Annotated in this window: 10 protein-coding genes; 9 read left to right on the top strand and 1 reads right to left on the bottom strand. The window is 68.4% G+C overall.

Annotation, left to right across the window (positions count from 1 at the left end; translation table 11 throughout):
- On the top strand, positions 1 to 1,132 hold a 1,132-nt coding region (locus Q0C41_RS24715; RefSeq protein WP_291988433.1), incomplete at its 5' end, for a hypothetical protein.
- A 17-nt stretch (positions 1,133 to 1,149) separates the two neighbouring features.
- Here the strand turns inward: Q0C41_RS24715 and Q0C41_RS24710 are convergent.
- Entirely contained in the window at positions 1,150 to 1,839 is a 690-nt protein-coding gene (locus Q0C41_RS24710) for a gluconate 2-dehydrogenase subunit 3 family protein (RefSeq protein WP_291988431.1), read from the bottom strand.
- A 133-nt stretch (positions 1,840 to 1,972) separates the two neighbouring features.
- Between Q0C41_RS24710 and Q0C41_RS24705 the strand changes: the two genes are divergently transcribed.
- From Q0C41_RS24705 to Q0C41_RS24670, 8 genes are all read left to right on the top strand, one after another.
- Entirely contained in the window at positions 1,973 to 3,667 is a 1,695-nt protein-coding gene (locus Q0C41_RS24705) for a GMC family oxidoreductase (RefSeq protein WP_291988429.1), read from the top strand.
- Complete coding sequence (locus Q0C41_RS24700; protein WP_291988428.1) at positions 3,667 to 5,373, top strand: GMC family oxidoreductase; 1,707 nt, start codon at positions 3,667 to 3,669, stop codon at positions 5,371 to 5,373. The genes Q0C41_RS24705 and Q0C41_RS24700 overlap by 1 nt, the downstream gene beginning before the upstream one ends.
- A 126-nt stretch (positions 5,374 to 5,499) precedes the next feature.
- On the top strand, positions 5,500 to 8,892 hold the full coding sequence (locus Q0C41_RS24695; protein ID WP_291988426.1) for a carboxypeptidase regulatory-like domain-containing protein: 3,393 nt from the start codon (positions 5,500 to 5,502) through the stop codon (positions 8,890 to 8,892).
- Positions 8,893 to 8,993: 101 nt separating this feature from the next.
- On the top strand, positions 8,994 to 9,719 hold the full coding sequence (gene nth / locus Q0C41_RS24690; RefSeq protein WP_291988424.1) for an endonuclease III: 726 nt from the start codon (positions 8,994 to 8,996) through the stop codon (positions 9,717 to 9,719).
- Positions 9,716 to 10,114, top strand: a complete 399-nt coding sequence (locus tag Q0C41_RS24685) for a metallopeptidase family protein (RefSeq protein ID WP_291988422.1) — start codon at positions 9,716 to 9,718, stop codon at positions 10,112 to 10,114. The genes nth and Q0C41_RS24685 overlap by 4 nt, the downstream gene beginning before the upstream one ends.
- A 20-nt stretch (positions 10,115 to 10,134) precedes the next feature.
- The gene (rsmA, locus tag Q0C41_RS24680; protein WP_291988420.1) at positions 10,135 to 10,938 is read left to right on the top strand and encodes a 16S rRNA (adenine(1518)-N(6)/adenine(1519)-N(6))-dimethyltransferase RsmA; all 804 of its coding nucleotides are present in this window, start codon (positions 10,135 to 10,137) and stop codon (positions 10,936 to 10,938) included.
- A 242-nt stretch (positions 10,939 to 11,180) separates the two neighbouring features.
- On the top strand, positions 11,181 to 12,857 hold the full coding sequence (locus Q0C41_RS24675; protein ID WP_291988418.1) for a ribonuclease J: 1,677 nt from the start codon (positions 11,181 to 11,183) through the stop codon (positions 12,855 to 12,857).
- Positions 12,857 to 13,580: DNA translocase FtsK 4TM domain-containing protein (locus tag Q0C41_RS24670; RefSeq protein WP_291988416.1), on the top strand; the 724-nt coding region annotated here is incomplete at its 3' end. The genes Q0C41_RS24675 and Q0C41_RS24670, both read left to right, overlap by 1 nt.

The following is a 13,580-nucleotide window of genomic DNA, read 5'->3' as shown; positions in this document are numbered from 1 at the left end:
TCCGGATTTCGTGGTCGATGTCGAGCGCCGCTGGGAGGCCCTGGCGCCGGCTGTGCCGCTCATCGTCGGCGGCCCTGCGACGGGGCCGGGGCAGGTGGTCGCGGCCTGCCGGGTGGCGCGACAGGCTGGCGTCCGCCCAGGACAGTCGCTGCGGGAGGCGGCGCGTCTGGCGCCGCAGGCCCGGTTCGTCCCCGGCATCCTCGACCGCTACGCCGAAGCCACCTCCCAACTGGACGAGCTGGTGCGGCGCTGGTGTGCCGAGGTCGACTGGGTGGCCATCGACCGCGCGGTCATCCCGGCGTCAGCCGTGCGCTCGGGCTCCCTCGCGGCTGCCGCCGACGCCATGCAGCGCGCGATCCGGGCCGAACTCGGCCTGAGTTCGGCCGCCGGCATCGCCGACACGGAGGTCGCGGCCAGCGTCGCCGCGGCACTCGTGGCGCCGTCCGGCCTGCTGCAGGTGCTGCCTGGCTACGACGAGCGGTTCCTCGCCCCGCTGGACCTGCGGTGGCTGGTGGGCCTGTCGACGGCCGCGCAGGACCGGCTGATCGCGCACGACATCACGACCATCGGTGCGCTGGCCGCGCTGGCCCCCCACGAGGCCGAGCGGATCATCGGCAGCGGGTGGGCCCCTGCGTGGCGGTCGGCGCGCGCGGAGGAACCGCGCGCCCTGGCGAGCACGACGCTTCCCCGCAGCCTGACCCGCGTGCTGCCCCTGCCCGCCCCGGTCGGTTCGGAGGACGTCCAGCTCGCCGCGGAGCATCTTGCCGATCAGGTGTCGCAGCGTCTGGCGCAGATCGGCGCCTTCGCTCACGCGGTCACCGTGCGGGTGATGGGCGCCGATCAGCGGTTTCGCAGCCGCGGCTTCACGCTGCGCGAGTCGACACGGCAGCGCGCGGACCTGGCTCCGGTGGCACGCACCCTGGCCGCGCGCCTGTGGAAGTACGGCGATCCCCCGACGCGCGTGAGCGTCGTCGCCAGCGGACTCACGGCCGACGGCCCGCAGCTCAGTCTGTTCGGGGTGCCGGTCCACGATCAGGCGACGTCGGTGCGGCGCCTGGACGGCCTGCGGACGGCCCGCAGCTTCAGAGCGCTCGCGAAGGGCTCACTGGCGCGTCGCACCCGCGCCAGCTAGCCCTGAGCCCTGAACCCCTAGGCGTGCTTGCCGTCGTGCTCGCACCCGACGTACTTCTCGTGGAACACGTTGCCGGTGTAGCCAAGTTCCTTGAGGCCGGGTTCGGACGCGAAGTAGATGCCCGAGACCCATCCCTTGATGTGATCGAAGTGGTCACGCAGGGTGGTCGGTCCAGCCGGCGTCTCCGGCACGGGAATCGGATCGCCCTTCTTCCAGAACACCGGCTGACGACTCGGCTGCCCGGTCGAGGCCTCGGTCAGCAGGGCCACCTGGTCGGCCGCGGCCAGATCCTTGAAGGGCGCCTGCTTCGCCTTCAGGGCCGCGCCATCCATCGCGCCGAGGGCCGTGATGAAGCGTCGGCGCGTCTCGGGCGATTCCACCGTGAGCAGCTTGTCGAGGAACTCGGGCGTTCCGGAGGCCTTCGCGCCGGGCACGATCAACTCGGCGAGCACGACCACCGTGGCGAACTGGTGGGCATCGAAGGTCGTCGGCACGTAGGGGGCGGCCTTGCTGGCCGCCGCGGGCTTCCGCGTCTGCGCGGCCACGGCGCCGGCGTGCTGGTGCACCTGCTCCGCGTTGGCCTCCGCCAATCCGGGGACGGCAAGGGAGGCGCCGAGTCCAGCAGCCAGCGTCTGCAGCGCGGAGCGCCGAGACAGGCCGCCCTCGGGCGAGGGTTGGATGACCGGCAGCGTACGACCGTCCTTCATGCGCGGAACTCCTCCATGGTGAGCGTTTCGCCGAACCATAGCACATCATCGCGGGCCGTCGCGCCATTTGACCCACGAGCAGACCAATGGCTATGCTGCCGTTCACCTTTCTTCCTCAGCCAGGAGTCGAGCAGTGGCGCAAGCCTCGCGTGATCAAGCGGGTCGGACCTTCGATGTGATCGTGGTGGGATCGGGCGCGTCTGGCGGCTGGGCCGCCAAGCGGCTCTCGGAGGCCGGCATCTCCGTCGCCCTTCTCGATGCCGGGCGGTCGCTGACCGATGCGGACTACAAGGAGCATGCGGCGGCGCACACGCTCGAGTACCGCAACCGCGCCAACGATCGCATCCGCCAGACGCGTGGTCGCCAGAAGGACTGCTACGCCTGCACCGAGTACAACTACGACTGGTTCGTCAACGACAACGACGAGCCCTACACGACGCCGCAGGGCAAGCCGTTCTCCTGGCAGGGCCGCACCCGCATCATCGGTGGCCGCACCAATGTCTGGGGCCGTCAGAGCTATCGCTTCAGCGACTACGACTTCAAGGCCGCCAGCATCGACGGCCATGGCATCGATTGGCCGATCGCCTACAAGGACCTCGAGTCGTACTACGACATGGTCGAGGAGTACGTCGGCATCTCGGGCATGCCCGAGAACGACCCGATGCTGCCCGACAGCAAGTTCCATCCGCCGATGGGGTTCAACTGCGCCGAGCACCACGTGCGCAACGTCATCAAGAAGTCGCACAACCGCACGCTGACGATCGGACGCGCCGCCAACATCACCAAGCCGATCAACGGCCGCGCCGCCTGTCACTACTGCGGGCCGTGCGAGCGCGGGTGCATGACGCACTCCTACTTCAACTCGGCCTTCACGACCGTGGCCGATGCGCTCAAGACCGGCAAGTGCACCCTCATCCAGAACGCGATGGTGTACCAGGTGCTGATGGACGCCAGCGGCAAGAAGGCCCGGGGCGTCTCGTACATCGACCGCACCACGCGGCAGCTGAAGGACGTCAATGCGCGGGTGGTGATTCTGGCCGCGCAGGCGCTCGAGTCGGTGCGCATCCTGCTCAACAGCCGCGAAGGCGGCCTGGCCAACAGCAGCGGCGTGCTCGGCAAGTACCTGATGGACCACACGTGGGTGGCCGGCGGCGCCAGCGCGGAGTTCCCCGATCATGCGCAGAAGCCGAGCGTGAACGGCCCGAACCGGCCCAACGGCACCTACGTGATCCGCTTCCGCAACCGGCCGGGTGAGCCTGCGCACAAGGACTTCCTGCGCGGCTACGGCTACCAGGGCGGCGGCTCGAACAACTTCAACTACGGCGTGTCCGGCTTCGGCCCGGCCTACAAGGAGGCGGTCGCCAACTCCGGCGTGACGCAGTTCGCGTTCTCGGGCTTCGGCGAGGTGCTGCCCTACGAGGACAACCACGTCGCGCTCGATCCCAACGTCGTCGACACGTTCGGCATTCCGGTGTTGCGGATCTCCATGGAGTGGAAGGAGAACGAGAAGAAGATGATCCCGGACATGGGCTACGCGGCGGCCGAGATGCTCGAGGCCGCCGGTGGCAGGAACATCCGGCCGTTCTTCTTCCTCGATCGCGTGCCTGGCTACGGCATCCACGAGATGGGCATCGCCCGCATGGGGGCCGACCCGAAGACCTCGGTGCTCAACCAGTTCCAGCAGACCCACGACATCGGCAACCTGATGGTGACCGATGCGAGCGGCTTCACGTCCGGCGGCTGCCAGAACCCGACGCTGACGATCATGGCGCTGACGGTGCGCTCCTGCGATCACCTGATGGCGCAGATGAAGGCCGGGACCGTCTAGTGCAGGCCCCCGCCTCGTCTGCGGCCGTCGCCGGCACGCGGTTCGACGTCATCGTCGTCGGGTCGGGCGCCTCGGGGGGATGGGCGGCCAAGCGGCTCAGTGAGGCCGGGCTGCAGGTGTGCATGCTGGAGGCCGGCAGGGCGCTGACCGATGCCGACTACCAGGAGCACGTCCCGGCCCACGCCCTGCCCTACCGGGCCCGGGCCGATGAGGTGATTCGGCGCACGCGACCGAAGCAGAAGGACTGCTACGCCTGCCGCGAGTGGAACTACCACTGGTTCGCCAACGACATCGACGAGCCCTACACCACGCCGAGCGACAAGCCGTTCGCGTGGATGGGACGCCTGCGCGTCGTCGGTGGGCGCACCAACGTGTGGGGCCGCCAGAGCTATCGGCTGGGCGACATCGATTTCAAGGCCGCGAGCCACGATGGGCACGGCATCGACTGGCCGCTGACCTACACGGACCTCGCCCCCTACTACGACCTGGTGGAGGAGTACGTCGGCATCACCGGCATCGCCGAGGGGCCTGACGCGGTGGTGCCCGATGGCCGCTTCCACCCGCCGATGGGGCTGTCGTGCGTCGAGCATGGCGTGCGCAATCGCCTGCGACGCCAGTTCGGGCGAACGATGACGCTGGGGCGGTCGGCCAACATCACGAAGCCGATCAACGGGCGCGGCGCGTGTCACTACTGCGGGCCCTGCGAGCACGGCTGCGCCACGCACTCGTACTTCAACAGTGCCTTCACGACGGTGGCCGATGCGGTCGCGACGGGCCGGACCACCCTCGTGACCGGTGCCATGGTGTCGCAGGTGCTGACCGATCCCGCGACCCGCAAGGCGACTGGCGTCCGCTACGTCGACCGCGCCACGCGACAGGTGCGCGAGGTCCATGCCAGGGTCGTGGTGCTGGCCGCGCAGGCGCTCGAGTCCACACGCATTCTCCTCAACAGCCAGGACGGCGGTCTGGCCAACGGCAGCGGCGTGCTCGGCCGGTACCTGATGGATCACATCAGCGGCGGCGGAGCGGCCGCCGAGTTCCCCGATCTGGCCGGCACCGTCATGGGCCCGGGCAGTCCGCGCCGCCCGAACGGCATCTACCTGATGCGGTTCCGCAACCTGCCCGGCCAGCCGGCGTCGGCGTCGAAGGACTTCCTGCGGGGCTACGGCTACCAGGGCGGCGGCAGCACGGGCCTGCGCAGCAACGCCCCGGGCTTCGGTGCCGCCTACAAGGCCGCGTTGCGCGAGACCAGCACGACGTTCAGTCTCGGCGGGTTCGGGGAGTGCCTGCCGCACGCGGACAACCACGTGGCGCTGGACCGGGATGTCGTCGACGCCTGGGGCATCCCCGTGTTGCGGGTGTCCATGCGCTGGACCGACAACGAGCTCGCCCTGCGCCGAGACATGGCGGTGCAGGCCGCCGAGATGCTCGAGGCCTTGGGTGGACGGCAGATCCAGATTCGGCTGAATGCGCGGCAGATTCCTGGCTACGGCATCCACGAGGTCGGGACGGCCCGCATGGGCGCCGACCCGAAGCAGTCGGTGCTCAACCAGTTCCAGCAGGCGCACGAGCTGCAGAACCTGTTCGTCACCGACGGCGCCGGCTTCCCGTCCATCGCCTGCCAGAATCCGACGCTGACGATCATGGCGCTCACCGTCCGCAGCTGCGACTACATGCTCGAGCAGATGAAGACCGGGAATCTGTAAGGCGGACCGGTCAGGTCCCCGAGCGATTCCTCCTACACGAAATCTTTTCTCTTTTTTCACAATGGTGTGACGGTTTAGCATGCCGTCACCTAGTTGTCAGACCACTCGGTCCTCAAGGAGCTTTCGATGTTTCACGACTCGAGGTCGGGGAACCAACGTGCCCTGCGCACGGTTCTCTACTTCTGCCTCGCCCTGCTGCTGAGTGCCCTGCCGGCACTCGCCCAAACCATCACCGGCCGTATCGACGGCAAGGTCACCGACTCGTCGGGCGGCGTCCTGCCCGGCGCCACGGTGACCGTCGTCAACGAAGGGACCGGCCTCACCACGGTCCGCGTCACCGACGAATCCGGCACCTTCACCATCACCAACCTCCCGGTCGGCTCCTACAGTGTGACGGCCGAGCTCCAGGGCTTCCGGCGCCAGCAGCGCACGGGCTTCGAGCTGACCGCTGACGGCCGACTCACGGCAGATTTCAGCCTCGGGGTCGGCGAATTGTCCGAGTCGGTCGAAGTGACCGCCGTCGCCGGCGAGGCCGTCAACCGGACCTCGGGCGAGGTCGCCCGCACCATCGACTCGCAGCAGATCAAGGACCTGGCCTTCAACGGCCGCAACTACCTCGAACTCGCGTCGCTGATTCCGGGTTCGGTCGCGACGGACTTCGACCCGCTCGCCCTGGCCACCAGCCTGAGCACCACCGGGCAGTCGATCAACGGTAACCGCGGCAACACCAACAACCTCACCATCGACGGCACCTCGAACCAGGACTCGGGGTCCAACGGCAGCCAAGTCAACAACGTCAGCCTGAGCTTCATCGATCAGGTGAAGATCCAGACCTCCAATTTCTCGGCCGAACTCGGTCGCAACAGCGGCGCCGCCGTCAACGTCGTCACCCGCAGCGGCACCAACCGCTACCGCGGCACCGCGCGCTACGACCTCCGCGACGAGAAGTTCGATTCGCCGAACTACTTCGCGCCGCGCAACGCCGCGGGTGAGCGCACCAAGCCGCCCCTGGAGTTCCGCAACTTCGAGGGCGCACTCGGCGGTCCGATCATCAAGAACAAGCTGTTCTTCTTCGGCGGCCAGCAGTACCGCACCATCAACCGGTTCACCAACCCGTCGCGGCAGACGCTGCCCACCACGGCCGAACTGAACGGCGACTTCTCCTTCCGTCTCCGTGGCGCCGACGGTCTCGTCGGGACGGCCGACGATGGCGTCCTGCGCGACCCGCAGACCGGCGAGCAGTTCGCCGGCAACGTCATCCCGACCAGCCGTATCACGACCAACGGCCGCGCGTTTGCCAACATCTACCGGGCGATGCAGGGCCGCGCCGCGTCGTTCACGGACACGCCGACGGCCAACAACACCACCTTCCAGGAGTACAACCCGTTCGAGTCCCGTCAGGACATCGTCAGGCTCGACTGGCAGGCCACCGACAAGCAGCGCGTCTACGGCCGGTACATCCATGACGAGTACAACCTGATCGAGCCGTTCGGGACGTTCTCGGGCGCCGCCCTCCCTACCGTGCCGACGGATCGGTCGCGACCGGGCACCAGCTACCAGGTCGGCCACACGTACGTGATCAGCACCAACGTGATCAACGAGGCCAAGATCGGCGCCTCCTGGAACGGGCAGCGCATCAAGCCCGTGGGCGACCTCTGGCTGCGTGACACCTACGGCATCACCTACCCGGAGCTGTTCGACATCCCGGGCTACGTCGCCGGTGGCATCCCGAACGTGCAGGTTGCCGGGTTCGCCAGCGTCCGCGGCCCCGACTTCGCCCTGCTGTCGCCGACCACCGACATCACCGTGCAGGACACGCTGACCTGGATCCGTGGCAACCACTCGATCCGCAGCGGCGTGGCCATCTCGCGCAACCGCAAGGATCAGAACGGTCGCGGCAACTACTTCGGGCAGGCCAACTTCAACCCCGGCGGCAACCCGAACAGCACGAGCAACGCCGTCGCCGACATGCTGCTGGGCAACTTCCGGACGTACGAAGAAGCGTCGCAGGATCCGGTCGGGTTCTTCCGCTTCACGACGTACCAGGGCTTCGTGTCCGACACGTGGCGCGTCCGCAGCAACCTGAGCCTCGAGGTCGGTCTGCGGTACGAGTACACGGACCCGACGTATACGCAGCAGAACAACCTCGTCAACTTCGATCCGTCGCGCTACGACCCGAACCAGGCCGTGCAGGTCCGCACCAACGGCCTCCTCGTGCCCGGCATCGGCAACCGGTTCAACGGCCTGGTGCTCGCGGGCGATGGCATTCCGGACGACCAGCAGGGACGCGTCAGCCTGCTGACCGGCGGCGACTACGACAAGATCCCGTTCGGCGCCCCGCGCGGTCTCTACGAACCGCAGCACCTGTTCATGCCGCGCTTCAGCTTCTCGTATTCGCTCACGCCGACAACGGTCGTCCGTGGCGGCGTCGGGCTGTTCTACGACAAGCCCGAAGGCAACCTCGTGTTTTCGCAGATGAACCTGCCGCCGGTGCTGGCCAACACGGTGTACGAGAACTTCAACATCGCCAATCCCTCGAGCGGCGCCTCTGGCGCGGTCGGCGCGGTCGGCACGATCAACGCCATCGATCCGAACCTGGAGTTGCCGCACCAGACCAACTACAGCATCGGCGTCCAGAAGGAACTGGGCCGTGGCTACTTCGCCGAGGCCTCGTACGTGGGCAACACCGGCCGCAGCCTGATTCGCCAGCCCGACATCAACCGCGCCAGCTTCAACGACCTGCGCGCCAACGCGGCCCTGCCGTCGGCGCAGCGCGTGTCGGAGAACTTCCTGCGTCCGTACAAGGGCTACTCGTCGATCCGCATGCGCGTGAGTGACGCCAGTTCGCAGTACCACTCCATGCAGCTGTTCGCGGCCAAGCGGCGCGGCGACTTCCAGTTCACGGTGTCCTACACCCTCGGTCGTGTCCTGACCAACGCCAGCGGCAACGGCGACAACGACACGGCCGACGGCGCCAACGATCTGGACTTCTTCTACGGTCCGGCGACCTTCGACCGTCGCCACGCGTTCATCAACACGCTGACCTACCGTCTGCCGTGGCTGCGTGACCGTGGTGGCGTCCTCGAGGCCGTGCTCGGGGGCTGGGAAGCCAGCAGCAAGTACCGCTTCCAGTCGGGCCAGTACCTCACGGCGAGCGGCAACTCGTCGATCGGCGGCCGTCGCGCCGAGTACCTCGGCGGCGACATCGCCATCGACAACGCCGACGAGCTCCGCTGGTTCAACACCGCGGCCTTCGGCAACCCGCCCGAGGACCGGCGTGGTACGGCCACGGTGGGACAGATTCAGGGTCCGAGCTTCTCGCAGCTCGACATGTCGTTCCGCAAGAACTTCCGCTTCGGCAAGCGCTACAACCTGACGCCGATCTTCGACGTCTTCAACCTGTTCAACACGGTCAACCTGACCAACCCGAACGTCAACGCCAATGACGTCGCGTTCGGCACCATCAACGGCGCCCAGCCGCCACGCCAGTTCCAGATTGGCGCGCGGTTCGACTTCTAGGCGCGTGCCCGGGCCGCATGGCTCGGGCCCGGTGTGACCAGGGGCGGCGATTCCACCGAATCGCCGCCCTTTCCTGTCTCGACCTGCACTACCATCATCGGGTGTCGCCTCGGCAGAAACCGGACGTCCCGCTGGTGGCCGCGCCCGCCGTCCTCGAACGGCTGCTGCGCCACTACCCCACGCCGGACACTGAACTCGTCTACCGGTCGCCCTTCGAGCTGTTGATCGCGACGGTGCTGTCGGCCCAATCCACCGACAAGCGGGTCAACGAGACGACGCCGACCCTGTTCGCCCGCTTCCCTGACGCCGCTGCGCTGGCCGCGGCCGACCCGGCCGACGTCGAACCGCTGATTCACGCCACGGGATTCTTCCGGGTCAAGGCCAAGGCGATCATCACGCTCTCGCAGCGCCTGGTGCAGGACCACGCCGGCCAGGTGCCGGCCGACATGGACGTGCTGACCACGCTGCCGGGTGTCGGGCGCAAGACCGCCAACGTGGTGCTCGGCCATGCGCTCGGCGTGCCCGGCCTGCCGGTCGACCGCCATGTGCTGCGCGTGACCGAGCGCATCGGGCTCACGCACGAGACGACGCCGGAGGCCGTGGAGCGAGACCTCTGCGAGGCGGTGCCCGCGGCGGACTGGACGCGCATGTCCGACGCCCTGATCCTGCACGGCAGGCGGATCTGCCGGCCGAAACCGTTGTGTGACGTCTGCGAGGTCGCAGACGTGTGTCGGTACCCGTTCAAGACCGGTGGCCTGGCCCCCCTCGACCTCGCGGCCACGCCCGTGGCACGCCGGGCCCGACGGACGAAGGCCGTCACGCGATGACCAGAGACGAGTTCGCGACTCTGATCGAGGAGGCGCTGACGCTGATCCCGGAGCATTTCCGGGAAGCCATGCGCAACATCGCGATCATCGTCGAGGAATACCCGCCGGCCGAGATCCTCACGGAGATGGAGATCGAGCCGCCCGACACCCTGTACGGCCTGTATCTCGGCACACCCGTCACCGAACGCCCCTGGGGCGATGGCAACCGTGAGCCCGATCAGATCGTGCTGTACCAGGGTCCGCACGAGGAGGACGCCGTCAACGAGGACGATCTCGTCGCCATGGTGGCCGAAACCCTGATCCACGAGATCGGCCACTACTTCGGCATGTCCGAAGAAGAGATCCAGGAAGTCGAGGAGCAGTTCTGGGCCCAGCAGGACGGAGAGGGCGACTAGTGGCCCCACCATCCCCAGGCGTGGGGAGCCGGAGGCCGGCTCGCAAGCGGTTCGGCCAGCACTTCCTCGAACGCCCCTGGATCGACAAGATCATCGCCGCCGTGGCGCCGCAGCCCGGCGAGGTGTTTCTCGAGATCGGCCCCGGGCGCGGACAGTTGACCGCCCCGCTCGCCCGGGCCGGTGCCATCGTCCACGCCGTCGAGATCGATCGAGACCTCGTCGCCGAGTTGACGGCGCGGGCGCTGCCCCGCGTGCACGTGCACGAGGGCGACTTCCTCGAGGTGCCCACCGAGACCTGGTTCCAGGGCGACACGCCCTACCGCGTCGCCGCGAACCTGCCCTACAACGTCTCGACCCCTGTCCTCGGACGCCTGCTGCGCCTCGCGCGCGAGGGCTGCGTCGCCAACGCGGTGCTGATGCTGCAGAAGGAAGTCGCCGATCGCCTGATGGCGCACCCCGGCAGCGGCGACTACGGGCCGCTGGCCATCGCGATGGCCCTGCAGGCCGACGTCACGCGCGCGTTCGTGCTGCCGCCCGGCGCCTTCCGGCCTCCGCCGAAGGTGCACTCCGCCGTCGTCCGCATCGACTTCCGGCCGGACCGTGTCGCCATCGACGACCTGGCGCGCTTCAATGCCATCGTGCGACATGTCTTCACGCAGCGCCGCAAGATGCTCGGCACCACGCTGCAGAGCCTCGCCAAGGGCGAAGGCGCCGACGGCCGCGCCTGGCTGGCCGAGGCCGGCATCGACGGCCAGCGCCGGGCCGAGACCCTGACGCTCGAGGAGTTCGCGAGGCTGGCCGCCGCCGCCCGGCGCCCCGCCTAGGCACCCGTGGTATCTTGTTGACCGTTGTAGGACTTAGCGGATTCAGCCCAACCCAGTGGGTCTGAGTTCTGAAGGCCGACGCTGGCGCCCGCCAGGTCTGTTGGCTGTCCGTGTCCACGGCGTCGGTCTCCCACCCTGACCGGCCGTCGCGGCGCAGCGCAAGTGTGACACCGACGCAGCAGGTCGCTGCGACGGACGTGTCGTCGGCGCACCGCCGACGCCCTGGGATGTTTTCGAGCGAGATGACCGTACCCGAGAAGACGCTGGCGCAGCCGGTCGACGTGGTGCCGCTTGGCGGCCTGCGCGAATTCGGCATGAACACGATGGCGATCACGTGTGGCGAGACCACCATCGTCGTCGATGCCGGCGTGATGTTCGCCGAGCCCGACCTGCCGGGCGTGGACCTCGTGGTGCCAGACCTCGCGTATCTCGAGGGGCTGGGCCACAAGGTCGCCGCGGTGTTCCTGACGCACGGCCACGAGGACCACATCGGCGGGCTCGCCTACCTGATGCCGCTGGTCGACGGGCCGGTCTACGGCTCGAAGCTGGCGCTGGCGCTGGTCGAGCACCGCCTCGAGCAGCATCGCATCGACGTGCGCGGTCGCCTGAAGCCGGTGACGCCACGTGAGCGTGTCCAGGTGGGGCCGTTCACGATCGAGTGCCTCCGGGTCACCCACAGCATGCCGGACTGCCTGGCCCTGGCGATTCACACCCCCGCCGGCGTCCTCATCCACACGGGTGATTTCAAGATCGACCACACGCCGCTCGACGGCGAGACGACCGACCTGCCGCGGCTGGCCGAGCTCGGGCAGCAGGGCGTGCTGGCTCTCTTTGCCGACAGCACCAACGTCGACCGTCCGGGCGTGGCGGGCTCCGAGCGGGACGTGATCGACGGCTTCGAGGAGATCTTCACCTCCACGGCCGGCAAGATCGTCGTGGCGATGTTCGCGTCGAGCATCCACCGGATGCAGATCCTCGCCGACCTCGCCGCCCAGTTCGATCGCCACGTGGCCTTCGTCGGCCGTGGCGTGGTGGACAACTCGGAGACGGCGCAGCGCCTGGGGCTGCTGCGCATTCCGACTGGCGTCCAGATCCGTGACACGGAGGTCCGCAACTTCCCCGCCAGCGATGTCGTGTGCATCACGACCGGCTCGCAGGGGGAACCGGCCGCCGCGCTCTCGCGCATCGCCATCGACGACCATCGCTTCGTCAAGGTGGACGACGACGACGTGGTGGTGTTCTCGGCGCGGGCCATTCCCGGCAACGAGCGGGCGATCGGCCGCGTGATGAACCATCTCGCGCTGCGTGGCGCCGACGTGATCTACGAAGGCCAGAAGCACGTCCACGTCTCGGGGCACGGCCACGTCGAGGAGCTGAAGCTGATGCACTCGCTCGTGCGGCCGCGGTACTTCGTGCCGATCCACGGCGAATATCGCCAGTTGTCGCGGCACGCGCGGGTGGCGCAGTCCGTGTCGCGCGCCACCGAGATCCTCGTCATCGACAACGGCGACATCCTGCGCTTCGACGGTCAGGGCGCGGCGATCGCCGGGCGCGCCGAGGTCGGTCGCCGACTGATCGACGGCACGCGGACCGGCGAGGTGGCCGACGAAGTCCTGCGCGACCGCAAGCATCTCGCCGGAGACGGGCTGATCGTGCCGATGCTGGCCGTCAACATGCAGACGGGCGAGCTGGCCGGCACGCCCGAGATCATCACGCGCGGCTTCGTCGTGGACGACGCGTCGGAGGCCTTGCTGCGCGAGGCGACCGCCATGATCCGTGACGCGGTGCGTGATGCCCCCAAGGAAGAACGGACCGACGTCGGCCTGCTGAAGGAACGTGTGCGGTCCGAGTTGCAGCGGGTGCTGCGGCGCAAGGCGGGGCGCCGCCCGCTGATCGTCCCCGTGGTGATGGAGATCTGATGTCGACCTCCGTGATGTCGAGGCGTGCGAGCGAGGCCCTCGGGGTGGCCCTGTTCTTCGGGGCCCTGCTGTGGTTCGTCGCCCTGGTGAGCTACACCCCCGGGGACCCGGCGTGGTTCTTCTACGCCGGACCGCCCAAGCAGGCCGCCAACTTCGCCGGCACCTTCGGCGCGTTCGTCGCCGAGTCGTCGTTCCAGTTGCTCGGGTACTCGTCGTTCCTGATCCCCGTGGTGCTGATCGTCGCCGGCTATCACTACTTCTGGTGCCGCAGCCTGCCGGCCGGCTACACCAAGACCATCGGGGCCGTCGTGCTGCTGCTGTGCGTGTCGGCGCTGCTCGGACTCGCCATGGGCGCGCCGACCGCCGGCGACACCTCGGTTCCGGCCGGTGGCCACCTCGGCGCGGTGCTCTCCGACCTTGCGGTGCAGTATCTGAACAAGACCGGCGGCGCGATTGTCATCCTGTCGGTCGGCCTGCTCGGTTTCATCCTCACCACGCAGGTGTCGCTGAGCGCACTCACCGCGACGGCCAGCGAGACGGTGCGCGCGCGCGTCAGCACGATGATGGCCGACGTGCGGGCCCGGCGTGAGGCTCGCGAGCGCGCCGAGCGGAAAAAGGAAGTGGTGCGCAAGCACACCAGCCGCGGCGCCACTCCCGAGGACGTCGAGCGGCTCGCCAACCAGGCGCCGGTGGTCGAACCGGCTCGCGGGCGTGGAGCGAAGA

Source organism: Luteitalea sp. (assembly GCF_022842525.1).
In the GTDB taxonomy this organism is placed as follows: Bacteria; Acidobacteriota; Vicinamibacteria; order Vicinamibacterales; family Vicinamibacteraceae; genus Luteitalea.
The sequence above is the reverse complement of the archived record's forward strand: the minus strand, read 5'-3'. Positions and strand labels throughout refer to the sequence as shown.